This window comes from Brucella anthropi ATCC 49188, assembly GCF_000017405.1.
Lineage (GTDB): Bacteria > Pseudomonadota > Alphaproteobacteria > Rhizobiales > Rhizobiaceae > Brucella > Brucella anthropi.
The window spans coordinates 1,033,845-1,053,689 of record NC_009667.1 but is presented as its reverse complement, the minus strand read 5'-3'; the positions used below and the strand labels follow the sequence as shown (position 1 = coordinate 1,053,689).

Sequence of the window (19,845 nt, the reverse complement as noted above, 5' to 3'; positions counted from 1 at the left end):
CAAGTTTAAGCGACCTTAAAAAAGCCCAGAAATCGCTGTCCTGAATCTCCGATGCTGGATTATCCGGCAAGAATGTTGCGATTGCAGTTTTGCGGAAGCCCTGCGAAGCTCCATCCTCAACAGCCACTTCGGAATTTTGAAGGTTCAGGAATGCGATTTCCACGCCCGACTATCGCCAGCGGCACGCTTTGCGTCCTGACCGCATTTTATCTCCTCGCTTTCACCAATAGCTCCTTCTGGCAGCGGCTGATCGCCTACTTTTCCGACCATCCGCAAAAGCTGGTTGTTGGGGCAGCGGCCATCCTTCTCATCCATATCGCCGTGCTGATGGCCTTCTCGGCAAAATATGTCATCAAGCCTGTTCTCATTTTCGCAATATGGGTGGCCGCAGGTGGGGCCTATTTTACGGATACTTTCGGCACGATCATCGATCGCAATGTGGTCGAGGCAACGCTCACAACGACAAAGGCAGAGTCGGGCCATCTGATAACGACGGGCTTTCTGCTGCATATGCTGCTTTATGCTGTCGTTCCCACGCTTTTCATCATCTGGGTCCGTGTGAAGCACCGGCCTTTGCTGCAGAAGCTTCTGGTCAATACTGTCTCGATCATCGTCTGCTTGGCCATCGCAATCGCGCTTATCGGCTCCGATTACGGCAGCTTCTCCTCGATGTACCGCGAACACCGCTCCGACATCATGGAACGGCTGATGCCCGGCACACCGCTCAAGAGCACCGTGCAATATATCGTGCGTGACCTGAATGACAGGCAGATCGTCATGCAGCCGCTCGGCCTCGATGCAAAACAGGCGTTGCCGCCGATAGCATCCGGCAAGAAGCTCCTGACCGTTATCGTGGTGGGCGAAACGGCACGCGCCCAGAATTTCAGCCTTTACGGCTACCCGCGTGAGACCAATCCCGAACTGAAGCAGCAGGATATCGTTACCTTTCCAAACACAACAAGCTGCGGCACGGACACCTCCGTTTCCGTGCCATGTATGTTCTCGCCCTTTCCGCGCGAGGAATATTCGAGCTCCAAGTTCCATAGCTCGGAAAATCTGATGGACCTCCTCAATCATGCCGGCGTGCAGGTTGCGTGGTACGAGAATAATACCGGCAGCAAGGGCGTTTCGGACCGCATACCGACGGTCGACCTGCAGAATTCAAACAATGCGCAATATTGCGAAGGCGGCGAATGTCTTGACCAAATTCTGGTCGACCAGCTCCGTGACCACCTGAAGGACGTTAATGACAATGCCACGATTGTCCTGCACATGACAGGCAGTCACGGACCATCCTATTATCGGCGTTATCCGCCGGAATTCGCCAAGTTCAAACCAGAGTGCCGCACGAGCGAATTTTCCGATTGCACGACGGACCAGATCGTCAATGCCTACGACAATTCGATCCTCTATACTGATCATATATTATCGAAGATCATCAACGTCCTGAAGGCAAGCGAAGACCGTTTTGCCCCCGCCATGATCTATATGTCCGACCATGGCGAATCGCTGGGCGAAGATGGTCTTTATCTGCATGCAGCGCCCTATTTCATCGCGCCTGACGTCCAGACACACATCCCATTCGTCGCGTGGTTCTCGCCGGACTATGCGAACGCCACCAGGCTCGACACGGCTTGCGTCAAACAGGATGCTGCCGCCCCTTCTTCGCACGACAATCTGTTCCACACGGTCATCGGCATGATGGGCGTGAAAACGTCAGCCTATGATCAGGCGCTCGACCGCTTTGCCAACTGCCGGAAAGCCAATGTCGCAACCTCGAACTAGGACATTTGGCATCGCGCGCAGATGGCTGATTATATTAGCCAAACCAATAATTTGAGCCATCCGACAAAGCGTGATACACTTTGCCTTGGGAGAGCGCATGGACAGGCGGAAGAGGAGGTCCGCACCGGTGCAATCCGGCACTTTGAACAAGTGTCCGAAGCCCGGATAATTATAAAAGCTTCCGTCTGGCTCAAACGCTATCGCGCCCTCCCGGGGAAGGAGATGCGCCATGGAATATTTTCACTATGTCAGCACGCTGGATTACGTCCTGCTGGGCTTCATAGCCTTGCTGGTCTTCTGGAATCTGGTTGAAGCGAACTTGCGCAGATAGATGACGGCGGCTTATCTCAAAGCCGCGCAACCACATAAAGCCTGCTGCGCCTGACACGATCAGGAACGGGCTTGTTGACTGGAACGCTGCCGTGACGATGAGCGGTTGATTGAATCACACGTCGTTACTTCTTACCCTTTCAGCCGTCTGTCTGAAGAGGAGTGAAAGCTGCACTTTTGAGCAATTGACCTCGTTTCGTTTAGCCGGTATATCCCAACCCGCTGTCCCTTTGGACCATATCGAACTGCTTCGGCAGAAATGTGCGGGTGTGGTGGAACTGGTAGACGCGCCGGACTCAAAATCCGGTTCCGAAAGGAGTGTCGGTTCGATTCCGACCACCCGCACCATTCATTCCACCACAAATTTTCTTGTCACGCTGCTTCAAGCGCTTGCGCCAGATCGGCAATCAGATCGTCGGGATGCTCGATGCCGATGGAAAGTCGGATCGTTGATTCCAGCACACCGATACGCTCTCTTACATCGACGGGAACGCCCGAATGGGTCATCGCGGCAGGATGGCTTGCAAGCGATTCCGTACCGCCGAGACTGACAGCAAGCTTCAATATCTGAAGCGCATTCAGGAAGCGGAATGCCGCCGCCTGCCCGCCTTTGATATCGAAGGAGAAGGTCGACCCCGCACCACTGCACTGGCGTTTGAACAAAGCACCAACGTCCGAATTCTCATCCTCAAATGGGAGATAATGCAGTTTCTCCACTTTCGGATGATCGCGCAGGAATTCCGCAATTGCCTGCGCGTTGTTGTTGGCGCGTTCCATGCGAAGTCCGAGCGTTTCAAGCGAGCGACCCAGCATCCAGCATGAATGCGGGTCAAGCTGCGTGCCGATCGCACCACGCAATGCCTTGACCTGCTTTACAACAGCCTTGGCACCCAGCACTGCCCCGGCAATCAGATCCGAATGTCCGCCGACATATTTGGTCAGCGAATAGACCGAAAGATCAGCACCGTGGTCGAGAGGCTTCTGATAGACCGGGCCGAGCAGGGTATTGTCGCAGGCAATGATCGGACGATGCCCCTGCTTTTGTTCAATCTTTTCCGCGACACACCGGATGGCGGCAATATCGACAATGCTGTTGGTCGGGTTGGCAGGCGTCTCGATCAGAATCACCGAAACACGTCCCTTGCGAACAGCCTCGTCGGCTGCCTGTTCTATCGAGGCTTCGTGCACGCCATCGGCGAAAGCAACGGCTTCAACGCCGAAATTGAGAAACGTCTTTGCAAGGAGCGTTTCCGTGCCGCCATAGAGCGGTTGCGAATGCAAAATGACATCGCCCGGGCGTGCAAAAGCAAACAGCGTCGTGGCAATGGCCGACATGCCGGAAGAAAACAGCGCACAGCTCTCGGTGCCTTCATAGACCGCGAGGCGATCTTCAACGATCTCGCTGTTGGGATGGTTGAAACGGGAATAGACGAGACCAGCACCGACACCGGCAGGCGGTTCCTTGCGACCGGAAACGAAATCGAAGAAATCGCGTCCGTCTTCGGCAGTCTTGAAAACGAAAGTCGACGTCAGGAATACCGGTGGCTTGACCGCTCCTTCGGAAAGCTCCGGGTCGTAGCCATAATTGAGCATCTGCGTTTCGGGATGAAGCGGATGATTGCCCAACATGGTCTTTGAAGGCCGTGGCGCAGTCATGAATACCTCCTTGAGAAAATCCTCCCGTCCGTATTCGGACAGGAGGAGCTTAACAGAGGTATTCAGGAATCTTCTTGCGTTGTTATGCCTTTTAGAGAAATCGCTGCGATGCCGGCAGAGGCGCGCATAGCCGTCGATTACTTGATGACCAGCACCGGCACGGTACTGAGCGACAACACCTCAGCTGCCTGACTTCCCAGCAATAATTTGTTCACGCCGCGACGGCCATGCGATGCGATGACGATCAGATCGGTATTCTTGGCATTCGCAGCCTCGACAATGCCCTGCGCCGGAGATTGATTTTCGACATGCACGGCCTCAGCACTAACGCCGATTTCCATTGCCTTGGCTTTGGCCTTCGACAGAATTTCGGTGGCCGCTTTGGTGATGGCCTCGCGATATTCCTGAAATGCCGCCGGGCTCGACGCCCATTCAGCCGCAACCACAATGCCATAGGATGGCAGAAGCTCTGTCACGGACACGAAAATAACCTTTGCGCCTGTTTCCTTGGCCAGCGCAACGCCTTGGTCGACGCCTTTCTCAGCGAGTTCCGATCCATCGGTTGCGATCAATATGTTCTTGTACATTCATGTTCTCCTGGCTGCCTGATACCCGATGATGCGCGCCTCCCCGTCGCAACGCATTGACGCGGATCAATCAAGCTTTACCCCAAGCTAATACGCTCCCTCCCAATTATGATGGAATTTACTTCCAATTTATTCAATTATAAAGAATAAATTTCTAAACTTGATGTGCCGGGCGCACGTACCCAACTATGCTTTTGCGCAGTTTCCACTTAAACTTTGCGCGACAAATAGGGAGATCACGCCATGAACAAGCCCCTGAACGAACCACAAGCTGGTAAGACCGCAGGCCGTGGCCGCGTTTACGATTCCATCCTCGACACAATCGGCAATACACCGCTCGTGCGCATTGACAAGTTCGCCAAGGAAAAGGGCGTGGAAGCCAATCTTCTGGCCAAGCTGGAGTTCTTCAACCCTCTGGCCAGTGTGAAGGACCGTATCGGTCTGGCGCTGATCGAAGCTCTGGAACGCGACGGTCGCGCCGTGCCGGGCAAGACAGTCTTCGTCGAGCCGACTTCCGGCAATACCGGTATCGCGCTGGCTTTTGCTGCTGCGGCCAAGGGTTATCGCCTCGTTCTCACCATGCCGGAAACCATGTCGGTGGAACGCCGCAAGCTTTTGAAGCTTCTCGGTGCCGAACTGGTTCTGACCGAAGGCGCAAAAGGCATGAAGGGCGCTATCGCGGAAGCAGAAGCCATTGCAGAAGGCAACCCGAACGCAATCATCCCGCAGCAGTTCGAAAATCCGGCCAACCCGGAAATCCATCGCCTCACGACGGCTGAGGAAATCTGGAACGACACCAATGGTGAAGCAGATATCCTGATCTCCGGCATCGGCACCGGCGGCACGATTACCGGTGTCGGTCAAGTCATCAAGGGGCGCAAGCCGTCCTTCAAGGTGATCGCCGTGGAACCGAAGGATTCACCGGTACTTTCCGGTGGCGCACCCGGCCCGCACAAAATTCAGGGCATCGGCGCAGGCTTCGCCCCGAAGACGCTCGATACCAGCATCTATGATGAGGTTGTTCAGGTCTCCAACGAAGACGCTTTTGCCAATGCACGCCTGTTGGCCCGTCTCGAAGGCATTCCCGTCGGCATTTCTTCCGGCGCGGCTCTGACCGCCGCTGTTGAAATCGGCAAGCGCCCGGAAAACGCCGGCAAGAACATCGTCATCATCATTCCGTCCTTTGCCGAACGCTATCTTTCGACGGCATTGTTTGAAGGTCTGGAATAATCCGCACTCACACGCGGTGGCCAAAAACAAAAGCCAGAGCGGTGAACCGTTCTGGCTTTACTTTTTTAAATGCCGGTCCGTTCGCCAAGCAAACGGAGGCTTTATGCGCTCATATCAATGGTGCGTGCGTGCGGCGCAAGCCGGGCCTGGCCCGCGCATATAATGGCGCTCGGGCCTGTAGCTCGGTGCAACGAACTCGCGGATGACATTAACGCTGTCACGCAGCTGAACAAGAATGCTCATCGTCTTCACCTTCGTCAAAAAACATGCTGTTCGGAATGGATGCCCGTCCTGTCCCGACTAACCGGGCTCTGAAACGTTGTTCATTTCCGAACATCTTAATGAAAACTTTAACAATCAAAGATGAATAAGCTCTGAACCCTTATGGTTAAGGGTAAGTTAATGGTAAGGATGTTGAAGCTTTTCCACAGGTCGCGAATTGTCGCCACAATTAAAAAAGGCCGGTTTTAACCGGCCTTTCATGTTCAAAAGTTCAAGCGCCTTACCGCGTCGGAACCGGATGCTCACCACGATAATCGTAAAAGCCGCGACCCGTCTTGCGTCCCAGCCAGCCTGCTTCGACATATTTGACCAGAAGCGGGCACGGGCGATACTTGGAATCCGCCAGCCCGTCGTGCAGAACCTGCATGATGGAGAGGCAGGTATCGAGGCCAATGAAATCGGCGAGCTGTAGCGGCCCCATCGGGTGGTTGGCGCCTAGCTTCATGGCTGTATCGATAGCTTCGACGCTGCCGACCCCTTCATAAAGCGTGTAGATGGCCTCGTTGATCATCGGCAACAGAATGCGATTGACAATAAAGGCCGGAAAATCTTCGGCAACGGTTATCGTCTTGCCAAGCGCGGTCACGAAATCGTTCGACTTGCGGAAGGTTTCCTCATCCGTTGCGATGCCGCGCACCAGTTCGACAAGCTTCATCACAGGAACGGGATTCATGAAATGAATGCCGATAAAACGCTCTGGACGGTCGGTCGTGGATGCGAGACGTGTGATCGAGATCGACGACGTGTTGGTTGCGAGAATCGCTTCGGGGTTCAGAACCGTGCAAAGCTGCGCAAAAATCTTGCGCTTGACGGTTTCGTCTTCCGTTGCCGCTTCGATGGCTAGATCGACACCCGCCAGATCCTCCATGGAATTTGCCGGACGGATAAGCTTCATCGCCGCTGCGCGTTGGTCTTCCAGCAGTTTGCCTGAGGCAACCTGACGCGCCATGTTGCCATTGATGGTGGCGATGCCCTTTTCCAGCCGGTCCGCTGCCGCATCGTGAAGAAGCACATCGAACCCGGCCAGCGCGCATACATGAGCAATACCGCTGCCCATCTGTCCTGCGCCGACCACCCCTACCGTCTTGATTGCCACAGTCATAACTCCTTCATTCAGCCGCTCCACAACAGAGCCGAGGCCGAGAGCATATGCTCTAACTTTTGTTCTTACATATTACCCCCAGCAAAACCGCTTCGCACTTTTGCTGGAAATGCTCTGTCTTTGTCTTTTCGCATTGTCCAACGCAAAACCGCTTCGCACTTTTGCTGGAGATGCTTCACTATACCAATTCTGCCCGAGACGGATACAGCCCTCATTCAGAGAAAGGCAAAACAGCGCTTTCGTATCAGAAGGCTTTCCAAATGAAAAAGCGGCGGGACTAGCCCGCCGCTTTCTGATCGATTAAAGCGCTTTTTGCAGTTCCGGCAGGATCGTAAAGAGATCGCCGACGAGGCCGTAATCGGCCACCTGGAAGATCGGCGCTTCCTCGTCCTTGTTGATCGCCACGATCACGCGACTGTCCTTCATACCGGCCAGATGCTGGATCGCACCGGAGATTCCGACGGCGATGTAGAGATCCGGGGCAACCACCTTGCCGGTCTGGCCAACCTGCCAGTCGTTCGGCGCGTAGCCCGCATCGACTGCAGCACGGCTTGCGCCGACCGCTGCACCAAGCTTGTCGGCAACCGGCAGGATCACTTCCTGGAACTTTTCGGCAGAACCGAGCGCACGACCGCCGGAGATGATGATCTTGGCCGAGGTCAGTTCCGGACGGTCCGAATCCGACAATGCATTGCCGACGAAGCTCGACAGCGCCGGATCGGCTGCTGCATTGACGCTTTCAACTGCAGCCGAACCACCTTCGCCCGTTGCCTGGAACGACGCGGTACGCACGGTGATAACCTTCTTTGCATCGGTCGACTGGACCGTCTGGATCGCATTGCCCGCATAGATCGGACGCTTGAACGTATCAGCCGACACGACTTCCATGATTTCGGACAACTGCATCACATCGAGAAGCGCTGCAACGCGCGGCAGGATGTTCTTGGCCGAGGTCGTTGCCGGAGCAATGATCGTGTCGTAATTGCCTGCCAGTTCCACGATGAGAGCGGCCGTTGGCTCGGCCAGACGGTTTTCCAGTCCATCGCTTTCAGCAAGCAGAACCTTACGCACACCCTTGAGCTTGGCGGCAGCATCGGCTGCAGCCTTCGCGCCCTTGCCTGCAACCAGAACATCCACGTCGCCGCCGATCTGGGCAGCCGCCGTCAGCGCCTTCGCCGTCTGGTCGGAAAGGGTTGCATTGTCATGTTCGGCAATAAGAAGAATAGCCATTTATATCGTCCCTTCCGATTTCTTTAGAGTACGCCGTCGGCCTTGAGCTTCTCGACCAGTTCAGAAACTGAACCGACCTTCACGCCAGCCTTGCGGCCACCCGGCTCTTCAGTCTTCAGGACCTTGAGACGCGGCGCAATGTCGGCGCCGAAATCGGCAGGCGACTTCTCGTCCAGCGGCTTCTTCTTGGCCTTCATGATGTTCGGCAGCGACGCATAGCGCGGCTGGTTCAAACGAAGATCGACCGTAACGATAGCCGGAAGCTTCACGTCGATGGTCTGGAGACCACCATCAACTTCGCGCGTTACCTTGGCCGAACCGTCGCCCAGTTCCACCTTCGAGGCGAACGTCGCCTGGCTCCAGTTGAGAAGGGCCGAAAGCATCTGGCCAGTCTGGTTGGAATCATCGTCGATTGCCTGCTTGCCGAGGAAGACGAGATCCGGCTTTTCCGCATCGACCACGCCCTTGAGAACCTTGGCAACGCCAAGCGGCTCAACCGTTTCGTCCGACTTCACCAGGATCGCACGATCGGCGCCCATGGCAAGTGCGGTACGCAGCGTTTCCTGTGCCTGTGCCGGGCCGACCGAAACCGCGACGATTTCCGTCACCTTGCCCGCTTCCTTCAGACGGATCGCTTCTTCAACCGCGATCTCATCGAAAGGGTTCATCGACATCTTGACGTTCGCAAGCTCAACGCCCGAACCGTCTCCCTTTACACGGATCTTTACGTTGTAATCGACAACCCGTTTCACTGCGACAAGGACTTTCATCCGCGATTACCTCTTCAATGACTCTTGCAGCACGACTATGCCGCCGTGAACTCCCACCCGCATGTCAAAATCCGACATGAAAGCGGCACCAGCGCAACTTGGGTTATGACGCAAATGCGCTGCCTATCCGCCGGGAACCGGCACGAAACCTAAAGACGGTTGACGTGCACGTCAATCAGGCACAGGCCGCTATATCGATTAAAATCAATTTATTCTGACAAGAGGTCATTCCAAAACCGAGCAACCCGACACCTCCCGTTTTCATGTCGTTTACAAGCGATGCGCCATGCTTTAGGTAACGCCTCGCAATCCGGTCGCAGCCTACCCGGTCAAAACAAGGAACCCTGACTTATGAAAACGCTCGTCGTCTGCTCCGGCGGACTCGATTCCGTTTCGCTTGCTTACAGAATTGCAAGCGAACACCAACTCACCGCCCTCCTCTCCTTCGACTATGGCCAGCGCCACAAAAAGGAACTGGATTCGGCCAAAGCCTGCGCCGAAAGGCTCGGCGTTCCCCACCAGATCATCGATATCACCAACATCGGTGCCAGCCTGACCGGCTCCGCCCTCACTGACGATATCGATGTGCCGGACGGACACTATGCCGAAGAAACAATGAAGATCACCGTCGTTCCGAACCGCAATGCGATCATGCTGGCAATAGCATTCGGCGTGGCCGCTGCCCAAAAAGCCGAGGCGATAGCCCTTGCCGTCCATGGCGGCGATCACTTCATTTATCCCGACTGCCGCCCCGGTTTTATTGATGCCTTCCAGACGATGCAGAACCATGCATTGGACGGTTATGCGGACATAAAGCTGCTCGCGCCTTATGTGCACGCATCCAAAGCCGATATCGTTATCGACGGCGCAAAACACGGTGCGCCCTTTGCCGCGACATGGTCTTGCTACAAGGGTGGCGAACATCACTGCGGACGCTGCGGCACCTGCGTCGAGCGACGCGAAGCCTTCCATCTCGCCGGTGTCGAAGACCCTACCCTTTATGAAGATGCGGATTTCTGGCGCTCGGCAATCGAGAAGAGGAACGCCTGATGTTTCGCATTACCAAGGAATTTCATTTCTCCGCATCGCATCAGTTGACCGGGCTGCCGGACGATCATCAATGCGCCCGCCTGCACGGCCACAATTATATTGTTGAGGTCGAGCTCTCGGCTGACGATCTTAACCAGCACGGCTTTGTCCGTGATTATCATGAGCTGGCACCGTTCAAGCGCTACATCGATGATTGTTTTGACCACCGCCATCTCAACGATGTTCTGGGCCACGACCAGAGCACGGCTGAAACCCTCGCCCGGCATTTTTTCGAATGGTGTTATGCGCGCTGGCCGGAAATTTCCGCCGTGCGGGTCAGTGAAACGCCCAAGACATGGGCCGAGTACAGACCGTGACGCAAATACGCATCGCAGAGATTTTCGGCCCCACGCTACAGGGCGAAGGTGTGCTGATCGGTGAGCCGACCGTCTTCGTGCGAACCGGTGGCTGCGATTATCGCTGCGTCTGGTGCGATAGCCTGCATGCCGTCGAAAGCCGTTTTCGTCGCGAGTGGAAAGCGATGAGCGTGGAGGCAGTTTGGGGTGAAGTGACGACACTTTCCCGAAATAAGCCACTAACAGTGTCACTTTCTGGCGGCAATCCGGCCATTCAGCCGCTGGGACCCTTGATCGAGCACGGCAAGACCGAAGGCTATCGCTTTGCACTGGAAACCCAAGGATCGGTCGCGCAAGACTGGTTTTCCGCGCTCGACACACTGGTACTGAGCCCAAAGCCGCCTTCAAGCGGTATGGATGCCGATTTCGATGCGCTTGCGGTCTGTGTCGAGGCTGCAGGCAGAACGCCGCGAACGGTGCTGAAATTCGTCATCTTCGACGATGCCGATTACGTCTTCGCCAAAGATGTAGCCAGTCAATATTCCGGTCTACCGGTCTATCTCCAGCCCGGCAATCACACACCGCCGCCGCCCGAAGCACATGATGCCGCAATCGATATCGACGGCATCATGCGGCGAATGGAATGGCTGGTCGAAAAGGTAATTGCGGATGGCTGGTACGAAGCGCACGTCCTGCCCCAGCTTCACGTGCTGATCTGGGGCAACAGACGTGGCGTTTAGAGCGCGTATCGATCTGATTGAATCAGACCGGCGCTCTAAATGTTTGTCTTTTCGCATGTCTTTATCCCGAAACCGGTTCCCACTTTCGGGAGACATGCTCTAACGGTTGGCGCCGGGCACCCAGAGAACGTCCTGCGCGCCGTTATCGTTGACGGTTCGCGACGCCACGAACAGGAAATCGGAGAGGCGGTTGATATATTGCAAAGCCTCCGCCGAAACGACCTCTCCTTCGACGCGAGCAAGCGCAACCATCAGGCGTTCAGCCCGGCGTGAAACCGTGCGAGCGAGATGCAACGCGGCAGATGCCGCCGAGCCGCCCGGAAGAATGAACGAACGCAGCGGCTGCAAATCGGTATTGAGGAGGTCAATATCGGCTTCCACACGCGAAACCTGCGATGCGACGATGCGCAAAGGTTCGTAGGCGAGCGGCTTGCCATCATCCGGCGTCGAAAGATCCGCGCCAAGGTCGAAAAGATCGTTCTGGATACGGCCCAGCATGGCATCGATTTGCGCATGAGGATTATCTTCGCCGCCGGTGTGAAGGCGCGCCATGCCAATGCAGGCATTGGTTTCATCCACCGTACCATAGGCTTCGACGCGCAGGTCCGACTTCAGCCGCCGTGGTCCGCTGGCAAGTCCGGTCGTGCCCTTGTCGCCCGTCCGGGTATAGATCTTGTTGAGCTTGACCATATTTACTGGCCAGTTTTCTGGCGGGCAAAATAGATCGCACCAACGATCAGAACGATGGCAATGAACTGCAGGAAAACACGCAGCTGCATCATCTTGTTCGAGAAATTGCCGTCACCGCCGCGCATCATGTTGCGCAGACCGATGATCAGAACGACGGCCACAGCAAACATGGCCACCATTGCCGCGCCCTTGAACAGAACGTCCATTTTATTTCCTTCCCACGCGCACTGTTCCTGACCTCATGACTGGTCGGACAGCATCCGGTAGAGCCAGCGTGCCGGCATCAGGCGCCGTGCCAGTGACCCAAGTTTCGCCGGTCTCGTCACCACATAATGCGGGCGGGGACGCGGCGCCTCCAATGCATGAAGCAGTACAGCATAGACGGCTTCCGGTCCAAGCTTGTTCTTGGATTTTGTACCGCCGCCTTCCAGTTTCGCCATCTGGCGCTGGTAAAGCTCGCGATGCACCGAAGCTTCCATGTCGATATTGGCTCTGGCGTGGCTGGCGGCGTTGTAAGTGAAGCGCGAAGCAATCGGGCCAGGCTCGATCAGCGACACATCGATACCGGAGCCTTCCAGCTCCATGCGCTGCGCAAGCATCAGTCCTTCAAGCGCAAACTTTGACGCCACATAAGCACCGCGCCATTTCATCGGTACGAGGCCGAGGATCGACGAGCAATGCACGATGCGCCCATGCCCTTGCCTGCGCATGACCGGAACCACGCGTCGGGTAAGGTCGTGCCAACCGAAGAAATTGGCTTCGAACTGCTGGCGTAAGGCTTCGACCGGCAAGTCCTCTATCGCGCCGGGTTGAGCATAAGCACCATTATTGAACAGGGCATCGAGCTTGCCGTCCGTCTGGCGCAGCACCTCATCGGCTAAGACCGCGATCGACTGCGGTTCCGTATAGTCGAGATAATGCGCTTCCATTCCCTGCGCCTTGAGTGCCGCAATATCCGCATCCTTGCGGGCGGTCGCAAAGACGCGCCAGCCTTGACTGTGCAGTGCTTCGGCACAATAGGCACCGATACCGGAGGAACAGCCGGTGATGATGATATTACGCTGTCGGTTCTGACCGGTTTGTGCCGGAGCCATATGTTCGTTTCCCGCTGTCATTTCGCCAAGCTTGCTTGATTCGGCTCCGGTTTAAAACGGGTCGCGCCCTTGCAATCCGCAGACCAATGCTAGATTTAAGGCCTTGAAACACCGGCTGAACACTATCGAATACCGATCAGGGCTTTGAGGGACAAATCTGCGGATGCGAAAAATCAGACGTTTTCTCCGTCAGATCACCTATGATGTCATCGGTCATTTCAGTTCGGACGATGGCTGGGCCTTCGCTAGCCATATAGCCCTTTCCGGCCTGATGGCATTGTTTCCGTTCCTTATCTTTGCCACAACGCTTGCAAGCTTTCTCGGCACCAAGGAATTCGCCGATACGGCGGTGCATGTCATCTTCGATATGTGGCCGTCGAACATCGCAGCCCCAATTGCCAACGAAGTGATGAACGTGCTGACCGTGCAGCGCAGCGGACTTCTGACATTGAGCGTTATTGCAGCGGCCTATTTCGCCTCCAACGGCGTGGAGGCGCTGCGCATCGCGCTCAACCGAGCCTATCGCGTCACCGACCAGCGCTCGATCATTTTCTGCCGCTTGCAAAGTCTGGGCTTCGTTCTCGTCGGCACTCTGAGCCTGATGGCAATCAGCTTTCTGCTGGTTCTGGCCCCGCTTGCCGTGCGTCTTGCCGAACAATGGTTTCCCGATATAGCGCCGTTCACAGGAACGATTGCGTTCTGGCGCTATACTGTGGCAGTGGGGGTTCTGGTTCTGGCACTGTTCATGGTGCATATCTGGCTTCCAGCCGGACGCCGCAGCCTCGGTGACATACTGCCCGGCATATTGATCACGCTCATCGCCTGGCTTGCCGCCGCGATGGCCTTCGCAAAATATCTGGAAACTTTCGCCACCTATGTGACGACCTATGCGGGCCTCGCCTCCATCATGGTGGCCATCGTCTTTCTCTATATGCTCTCGGCAATTTTCATCATCGGTGCGGAAATAAACGCCGCGATCATGATTTTTCGCAAGCGCGAACAACAACCCGAGCTTATCGACGTAAAGTAGTCAGTGCAACGCCAAGCGTCGTCACCACCATACCTGCAATCTGGATTGCCGATAGCGTTTCACCAAAAATCAGATAGGCCATGATCGCGGCGGTGCCGGGCACCAGATAGAACAACGATGCGACTTTCGACATGGCGCCTTCGCGGATCATGACGAGAAGCGCCAGAATGGCACCGATAGAAATAGCAAGCGTCAGCCAGACCAGAGCAAAAATCAGCGATGGCGACCAGATCATGACGCGTGTTTCGAAAGCAAAGGCACAGATAGCAGTCAAAATGGCCGCAGCGATGTATTGCACCGCCGTCCCGGCCTTGAGATCACCAGCCGTGCCGAACCGCTTCTGCCAGACTGTGCCAGTGCTGATCGCCACCACAGCCAAAAATGCCGCCGCCAGGCTTTTCGGATCGACACCACTGCCAGCCGAAAACTTCGGCCATACCACCATGGCGACGCCGCAGAAACCGATCAGAAGCCCCGTCCATTGCCGCCCGCTCGCTCGTTCTCCCAGAAGAATGGCCGCAATCAGCGTGGTCAACATCGGCTGAAGGCCCGCCACCAGACCTGACATTCCCGCAGGCAGGCCGTGGTGAACGGCCCAGAACAAGGCGGAAAGATAAACACCGTGGATGAGACAACCGGCAATCGCCGCATGAAGAAGCACATCGCCTTTCGGCCAGATACTCCGGCTCGCCAGCGCCCAAAGTGTCATGATGACAGCCGCGATGGAAAAACGCACCGCCATGAAAGTAAATGGTTCGGCATAAGGCATGGAAAGCCCGGCTCCGATAAAACCGGTGGCCCAAAGCAGGACAAACATGACGGGGAACAAACGGGCGGCCATGGCAGAACTCTCACTTTCGCGGCCCGCCTTATACCGCTTTGCGGCGAACGCCTATCGCATAAAACTGATCGCAGCGTTGAATTTGCCAAACAGCCGCCCGCATTTTATGAAGCGGCATGAACATTGAACCTGAAACCATCCGCATTCTCGTCGATGCTGACGCCTGCCCGGTGAAAGCTGAAATCTATCGCGTGGCGGAACGGCACAATCTGCCGGTCATGCTGGTGGCCAACAGTTTCATTGCCATTCCCCGCGATGCGGAGCGTGTGGAACGGGTTATCGTATCGGACAAGCTCGACGCCGCCGACGACTGGATCGCCGAGAATTCGCGACCGGGTGCAATCGTGATTACCGCCGACATTCCTTTGGCAAGCCGCTCGCTCGAAAAAGGCGCTTCGGTGATCGCACCGAACGGACGCGTTCACACCCAAAGCACCATCGGCAACACGCTGGCGACGCGCAATCTGATGGATAGTTTGCGTTCCGCAGGCGAAGTTACAGGCGGACCCGCTCCATTTTCGCCCAAGGACCGCTCTGCATTCCTTTCCGCACTTGATCTTGCCATCGTCCGGCTAAAACGCGCGGGTTTCGTCTCAGGTTGATCGCATTGAGGCAGTCGCGACGCCAGCACCGATCAGCAATGTTCCGCCAGCCCGATTGAAAATGCGCAGCGCGCGTTCGCTTGAGAAGAAGCGGCGTGCCCGGGTCGCCAGAAGTGCATAGGTAAAAGCATTGAGGAAAGCGAGTACGAGGAACGTGCTTTCGAAAACCAGCATCTGGGTGAGGAAATCCCGGTGCGGGCTAAGAAACTGCGGAAGAAAAGCAACGAAAAAGGTGATGCTCTTCGGATTGAGCGCTGTCACGAGCCACGCATGAACCAGCATCCGCGCCGGATGCACCTTGTCGTGTCGGGCACTGGCATGAAGTGTTCCACCAGCGCGAAACAGTTTTATGCCGAGCCAGATCAGATAAGCGGCACCTGCCCATTTAACGGCGGTGAACACGGTTGCCGACGCTGCCAGCAGCGCACCCACACCAAGCATGGAAAGCGTCATCGCGGTAAAGTCGCCAAGGGCGACACCGACAGCCATCGGGAAAGCCGCTTTCCAGCCCTGCCCCAAGGCATATGAGACGACGAGCAAGACGGTCGGCCCCGGGATGACCAGAAGCACGATGGACGCGGCGGAAAATGCAAGCCAGACTTCAAGGCTCATGGGCAGCTCTCTCTCTTGAAAAGGGAGCAAGCCACTGATTTCGTCGTTTGTCGAGGCTAAAGATTCTTTGCCGCTTCGATGAGTTTAGCCGCTTCCGGGCTATCCCATGGCGCCGGACCGTTCATGGATGCAATCTGGCAGCCGTCCTTATCGACAAGCAATGTCACCGGAAGGCCGAAAGCCAGATTCTTGCGCTTCAGTTCGTTGAAGCTCGACATGGAAGCGTCCCGGTGCAGGGCCAGATTCTTGATGCCGATTTCGTTCAGAAAGCCCTTGGGCTTGTCATCCGAGCCGGTGTCGATGTTGATTGCGACGACCTCGAAATCGGCCCCGCCTTTTTCGGCCTCGAGCTTGTCGAGAGCTGGCATTTCCTCGCGGCATGGCGCGCACCACGTCGCCCAGAGATTGACCAGCAGTGTCTTGCCCTTGAAATCGCCGAGCGTCATCTGCTTGCCGTCCGGGCCTGCGAAAGCAATATGCGAGACGGAAATCGGCTTTTCAGCGGCACGCATCGCCGCCACGCCCCCGGTGGCAGCTGTATCAAGTGCCTTAAGCTTATCCGCTTTCAACACGCATTGCGCCGAAGCTTCATCGCTTTCCGCTGAAACATTCGTCGAAACATTCTGGGCAACCACATTGCCAGAAGGGCGCTCCATCACGTATACCGCCCCGATACCGGCAATGACACCGGCAAGGGCGGCAAGAAGGACGATCTTGCGATTTCCCGATTTCGCCTGCTGTTCGGAATTCGCCTTTTCGTTGTCTTCTGCCATGTCGCGTTACTTCTTTCCAATATTCCGCCAAACCGTCACTCGGGGCATATGAGCATGAGCGAACAAAAATCAAGCAACCAGATGTGGGGCGGCCGTTTTGCCTCAGGGCCCGATGCGATCATGGAAGAGATCAATGCATCGATCGGCTTCGACCGCAAGCTCTATGCGCAGGATATTCAAGGCTCGCTCGCCCATGCAGCCATGCTGGCAAAGACAGGCATTATTGCGGCAGAAGACCATCGACAAATCGAAGATGGTCTGAAAACCATCCTCAAGGAAATCGAGGACGGCAAGTTCACCTTCTCGCGCAAGCTTGAAGACATTCATATGAACATCGAGGCGCGGCTTGCCGATCTGATCGGCCCGTCCGCCGGACGGCTCCACACCGCCCGTTCGCGTAACGATCAGGTGGCCGTCGACTTTCGCCTCTGGGTGAAGCAGGAACTGGAAAAGACCGCCGCCGCCCTCAAGAATCTGATCGAAGCGTTTCTGGAACGTGCCGAAGAACATGCGGCGACGGTCATGCCGGGTTTCACCCATCTCCAGACCGCGCAGCCTGTCACTTTTGGTCATCATTGCATGGCCTATGTCGAAATGTTCGGTCGCGACCTGTCGCGCGTGCGTGACGCAATCGAACGTATGGACGAATCGCCTTTGGGTGCTGCAGCCCTTGCAGGCACGGGCTTCCCGATCGACCGCCATATGACAGCCAAGGCGCTCGGCTTTCGCGAACCGACCCGCAATTCTCTCGATAGCGTTTCCGACCGCGACTATGCGCTGGAGTTTCTGTCGCTTGCTGCGATCTGCGCCGGTCATCTGTCGCGCCTTGCGGAAGAAATCGTCATCTGGTCGACGCCGCAATTCAATTTCGTGCGCCTGTCCGATGCTTTCTCCACCGGCTCGTCGATCATGCCGCAGAAGAAAAACCCGGATGCAGCAGAACTGGTTCGCGCCAAGACGGGCCGCATCAACGGTTCGCTGGTCGCGCTTTTGACCATCATGAAGGGACTGCCGCTCGCCTACTCCAAGGACATGCAAGAAGACAAGGAACAGGTTTTCGATGCAGCTGAAAACCTGGAACTCGCCATCGCCGCCATGGCCGGCATGGTGCGCGACCTGACGATCAATGTAGCGTCAATGAAAAAGGCGGCCGGTTCAGGCTATTCCACTGCGACCGATCTCGCCGACTGGCTGGTGCGTGAACTGGGGCTGCCCTTCCGTGAGGCACATCACGTCACCGGTCGCGCAGTCGCTCTGGCTGAAAGCCGCAAGGTCGATCTGGCAAAGCTTTCACTTGAGGAACTGCAGTCAATTCATCCGGGCATCACGGATGCGATTTTCGGCTATCTGACGGTCGAGAAATCAGTGAAAAGCCGTCAGTCCTTCGGTGGCACGGCCCCGCAGGAGGTGCGTCGCCAGATTCGTTACTGGAAGAAGCGCATCACCAAGGCCTGATAATCGATCAACATGACGTCATGTGGAATCATCTGTCGAACTGATGATTCCACTTTCGGGCATTATGAGTTAGACCTAGAGCATGTCTTCCAAAAGTGGGAACCGGTTTTGGAAGACATGCGTAAAGACAAAACTTAGAGCAAGATCATATATTTCGGGAACCAACGCTGATGACAGGCCGCTCCGCCATTTCTTCCGTGCTTCTGATCGCCGCGCTTGCGGCAACGCTCGCCGCTTGCGGTCGCAAGGGCCCGCTGGAGCCGCCGCCATCCGCCGTCGTGACGGACGAACAGGGCCACACCAAGCCGAAACCGAAGGAAGACAAGCCGATCATCCTCGACAAGCTGTTGTAAGTTTCTGCTGCAGGGCATTCCCGTGAACCATTTCGAACATCGCAACGGCGTTCTTCACGCCGAAAATGTCAGCCTGCCTGAAATCGCACAGGCCGTTGGCACCCCTTTTTACGTTTATTCCCGCGCGACCATCGAGCGTCATTTCCGCGTGTTCAGCGAAGCCTTCGCCGGCATGGAAACGCTCGTGACCTACGCGCTGAAAGCCAATTCGAACCTGGCCGTGCTGAAAACTCTGGCGAAGCTTGGCGCCGGCGCGGACACCGTTTCGGAAGGCGAAATCCGCCGGGCGCTTGCTGCAGGCATCCCGGCCAACAAGATCGTCTTTTCAGGCGTTGGCAAGACTCCACACGAAATGGACTTCGCGCTTGAAGCGGGCATCTATTGCTTCAATGTTGAATCCGAACCAGAGCTGGAAATTCTTTCCGCTCGCGCCGTCAAGGCAGGCAAGGTCGCATCCGTATCGCTGCGCATCAATCCCGATGTGGATGCGAAGACCCACGCCAAGATTTCAACTGGCAAATCTGAAAACAAGTTCGGCATTCCGCGCGTCAAGGCGCGTGAGGCCTATGCCCGCGCAGCGAGCCTGCCCGGTCTCGACGTAGTCGGTATCGATATGCATATCGGTAGCCAGATCATCGACCTCGAGCCGTTCGACAATGCATTCGCCCTGATGGCGCAACTGGTCAAGGAACTGCAGGCCGACGGTCACAACATCCGCCACGTCGATGTTGGCGGGGGGCTCGGCATTCCCTACCGCACAGACAATACACCTCCGCCGCTACCCGTCGCCTATGCAGAAATCGTCGCCAAGCACATCAAGCCGCTGGGCCTGAAAACGGTGTTCGAACCGGGCCGCCTGATCGTCGGCAATGCCGGGCTTCTGGTAACGGAAGTGATCTTCGTCAAGGAAGGCGACGCCAAGAACTTCGTCATCGTGGATGCGGCAATGAACGATTTGATTCGTCCGACGCTTTATGATGCGTTCCACGACATCAAGCCTGTCACTTTGCCGAAGGATGATGCGCCGCGTATTCGTGCCGATTTTGTCGGTCCGGTCTGCGAAACAGGCGACTATCTCGGCCTCGACCGGGAAGTGGCAAAGCCTGCTCCAGGCGATCTGATTGCCGTCTGCACGACGGGTGCATATGGCGCGGTGCTTTCCAGCACCTACAACAGCCGTCTGCTCATCCCCGAAGTGCTGGTTGACGGCGACCGTTATCATGTCGTGCGTCCGCGCCGTACCTATGAAGAACTGCTCGCGCTCGATTCCGTACCGGAATGGTTATAGGTCTCGCGAC

Annotated in this window: 22 protein-coding genes and 1 tRNA gene; 11 read left to right on the top strand and 12 right to left on the bottom strand. The window is 56.2% G+C overall.

All coding sequences use genetic code 11. From position 1 onward, the window contains the following. Positions 1–150 precede the first annotated feature (150 nt). On the top strand, positions 151–1,785 hold the full coding sequence (locus OANT_RS05250; RefSeq protein WP_012091192.1) for a phosphoethanolamine transferase: 1,635 nt from the start codon (positions 151–153) through the stop codon (positions 1,783–1,785). A 593-nt stretch (positions 1,786–2,378) separates the two neighbouring features. Next, positions 2,379–2,463, top strand: a tRNA-Leu gene (locus OANT_RS05245). A 24-nt stretch (positions 2,464–2,487) separates the two neighbouring features. Here OANT_RS05245 and OANT_RS05240 read toward each other — a convergent pair. Both OANT_RS05240 and OANT_RS05235 read right to left on the bottom strand, forming a co-directional pair. After that, positions 2,488–3,771, bottom strand: a complete 1,284-nt coding sequence (locus tag OANT_RS05240; protein ID WP_012091191.1) for a cystathionine gamma-synthase family protein — start codon at positions 3,769–3,771, stop codon at positions 2,488–2,490. Between the two features lie 137 nt (positions 3,772–3,908). Beyond that, positions 3,909–4,358: a universal stress protein gene (locus tag OANT_RS05235; RefSeq protein ID WP_012091190.1), complete on the bottom strand. Its 450-nt coding sequence runs from the start codon at positions 4,356–4,358 to the stop codon at positions 3,909–3,911. 243 nt (positions 4,359–4,601) lie between these two features. On the opposite strand from OANT_RS05235, the gene cysK reads away from it, so the two are divergent. Next, entirely contained in the window at positions 4,602–5,588 is a 987-nt protein-coding gene (gene cysK / locus OANT_RS05230; RefSeq protein ID WP_010657514.1) for a cysteine synthase A, read from the top strand. 114 nt (positions 5,589–5,702) lie between these two features. On the opposite strand, the gene OANT_RS27100 is transcribed toward cysK, so the two are convergent. From OANT_RS27100 to OANT_RS05215, 4 genes are all read right to left on the bottom strand, one after another. Then, the gene (locus OANT_RS27100) at positions 5,703–5,831 is read right to left on the bottom strand and encodes a hypothetical protein (RefSeq protein WP_255362115.1); all 129 of its coding nucleotides are present in this window, start codon (positions 5,829–5,831) and stop codon (positions 5,703–5,705) included. Between the two features lie 259 nt (positions 5,832–6,090). Continuing rightward, entirely contained in the window at positions 6,091–6,966 is an 876-nt protein-coding gene (locus tag OANT_RS05225) for a 3-hydroxybutyryl-CoA dehydrogenase (RefSeq protein WP_012091188.1), read from the bottom strand. A gap of 306 nt (positions 6,967–7,272) precedes the next feature. After that, positions 7,273–8,202, bottom strand: coding sequence for an electron transfer flavoprotein subunit alpha/FixB family protein (locus OANT_RS05220; protein ID WP_012091187.1), 930 nt, complete (start codon positions 8,200–8,202; stop codon positions 7,273–7,275). 23 nt (positions 8,203–8,225) lie between these two features. Then, positions 8,226–8,972, bottom strand: coding sequence for an electron transfer flavoprotein subunit beta/FixA family protein (locus OANT_RS05215; protein WP_010657517.1), 747 nt, complete (start codon positions 8,970–8,972; stop codon positions 8,226–8,228). 351 nt (positions 8,973–9,323) lie between these two features. Between OANT_RS05215 and queC the strand changes: the two genes are divergently transcribed. Genes queC through queE form a run of 3 tightly spaced genes read left to right on the top strand, consistent with a single transcriptional unit; the run spans position 9,324 to position 11,097 of the window. Beyond that, entirely contained in the window at positions 9,324–10,022 is a 699-nt protein-coding gene (gene queC, locus OANT_RS05210; protein ID WP_012091186.1) for a 7-cyano-7-deazaguanine synthase QueC, read from the top strand. Beyond that, entirely contained in the window at positions 10,022–10,378 is a 357-nt protein-coding gene (queD, locus tag OANT_RS05205) for a 6-carboxytetrahydropterin synthase QueD (protein WP_010657519.1), read from the top strand. Before queC ends, queD begins: the two co-directional genes overlap by 1 nt. Then, on the top strand, positions 10,357–11,097 hold the full coding sequence (gene queE, locus OANT_RS05200; protein WP_012091185.1) for a 7-carboxy-7-deazaguanine synthase QueE: 741 nt from the start codon (positions 10,357–10,359) through the stop codon (positions 11,095–11,097). The genes queD and queE overlap by 22 nt, the downstream gene beginning before the upstream one ends. A 99-nt stretch (positions 11,098–11,196) precedes the next feature. Here queE and OANT_RS05195 read toward each other — a convergent pair whose 3' ends face one another. Genes OANT_RS05195 through OANT_RS05185 form a run of 3 tightly spaced genes read right to left on the bottom strand, consistent with a single transcriptional unit; the run spans position 11,197 to position 12,881 of the window. Beyond that, on the bottom strand, positions 11,197–11,787 hold the full coding sequence (locus OANT_RS05195; RefSeq protein ID WP_012091184.1) for a cob(I)yrinic acid a,c-diamide adenosyltransferase: 591 nt from the start codon (positions 11,785–11,787) through the stop codon (positions 11,197–11,199). Positions 11,788–11,789: 2 nt separating this feature from the next. Continuing rightward, on the bottom strand, positions 11,790–11,993 hold the full coding sequence (locus OANT_RS05190) for a twin transmembrane helix small protein (protein ID WP_010657522.1): 204 nt from the start codon (positions 11,991–11,993) through the stop codon (positions 11,790–11,792). Positions 11,994–12,026: 33 nt separating this feature from the next. Then, positions 12,027–12,881 (bottom strand): SDR family oxidoreductase, encoded by an 855-nt coding sequence (locus tag OANT_RS05185; protein WP_012091183.1) that lies wholly within the window; start codon positions 12,879–12,881, stop codon positions 12,027–12,029. A gap of 163 nt (positions 12,882–13,044) precedes the next feature. Between OANT_RS05185 and OANT_RS05180 the strand changes: the two genes are divergently transcribed. Beyond that, positions 13,045–13,911, top strand: a complete 867-nt coding sequence (locus OANT_RS05180) for a YihY/virulence factor BrkB family protein (protein WP_012091182.1) — start codon at positions 13,045–13,047, stop codon at positions 13,909–13,911. Here the strand turns inward: OANT_RS05180 and OANT_RS05175 are convergent. Beyond that, on the bottom strand, positions 13,895–14,752 hold the full coding sequence (locus OANT_RS05175) for a DMT family transporter (RefSeq protein ID WP_010657525.1): 858 nt from the start codon (positions 14,750–14,752) through the stop codon (positions 13,895–13,897). The two genes, OANT_RS05180 and OANT_RS05175, sit on opposite strands and share 17 nt — an antisense overlap. 116 nt (positions 14,753–14,868) lie before the next feature. On the opposite strand from OANT_RS05175, the gene OANT_RS05170 reads away from it, so the two are divergent. Further along, the gene (locus tag OANT_RS05170; RefSeq protein ID WP_012091181.1) at positions 14,869–15,354 is read left to right on the top strand and encodes a YaiI/YqxD family protein; all 486 of its coding nucleotides are present in this window, start codon (positions 14,869–14,871) and stop codon (positions 15,352–15,354) included. Here OANT_RS05170 and OANT_RS05165 read toward each other — a convergent pair. Both OANT_RS05165 and tlpA read right to left on the bottom strand, forming a co-directional pair. Continuing rightward, positions 15,346–15,966, bottom strand: a complete 621-nt coding sequence (locus OANT_RS05165; RefSeq protein ID WP_012091180.1) for a LysE family translocator — start codon at positions 15,964–15,966, stop codon at positions 15,346–15,348. The two genes, OANT_RS05170 and OANT_RS05165, sit on opposite strands and share 9 nt — an antisense overlap. Before the next feature lie 56 nt (positions 15,967–16,022). After that, entirely contained in the window at positions 16,023–16,739 is a 717-nt protein-coding gene (gene tlpA / locus OANT_RS05160; RefSeq protein WP_012091179.1) for a thiol:disulfide interchange protein TlpA, read from the bottom strand. A 54-nt stretch (positions 16,740–16,793) separates the two neighbouring features. On the opposite strand from tlpA, the gene argH reads away from it, so the two are divergent. From argH to lysA, 3 genes are all read left to right on the top strand, one after another. Continuing rightward, positions 16,794–18,194, top strand: coding sequence for an argininosuccinate lyase (gene argH, locus OANT_RS05155; protein ID WP_012091178.1), 1,401 nt, complete (start codon positions 16,794–16,796; stop codon positions 18,192–18,194). A gap of 170 nt (positions 18,195–18,364) precedes the next feature. Next, positions 18,365–18,547 (top strand): LPS translocon maturation chaperone LptM, encoded by a 183-nt coding sequence (gene lptM, locus OANT_RS05150; protein ID WP_006467922.1) that lies wholly within the window; start codon positions 18,365–18,367, stop codon positions 18,545–18,547. 22 nt (positions 18,548–18,569) lie between these two features. After that, positions 18,570–19,835, top strand: a complete 1,266-nt coding sequence (gene lysA / locus OANT_RS05145) for a diaminopimelate decarboxylase (protein WP_012091177.1) — start codon at positions 18,570–18,572, stop codon at positions 19,833–19,835. The last annotated feature ends 10 nt before the right edge of the window (positions 19,836–19,845 follow it).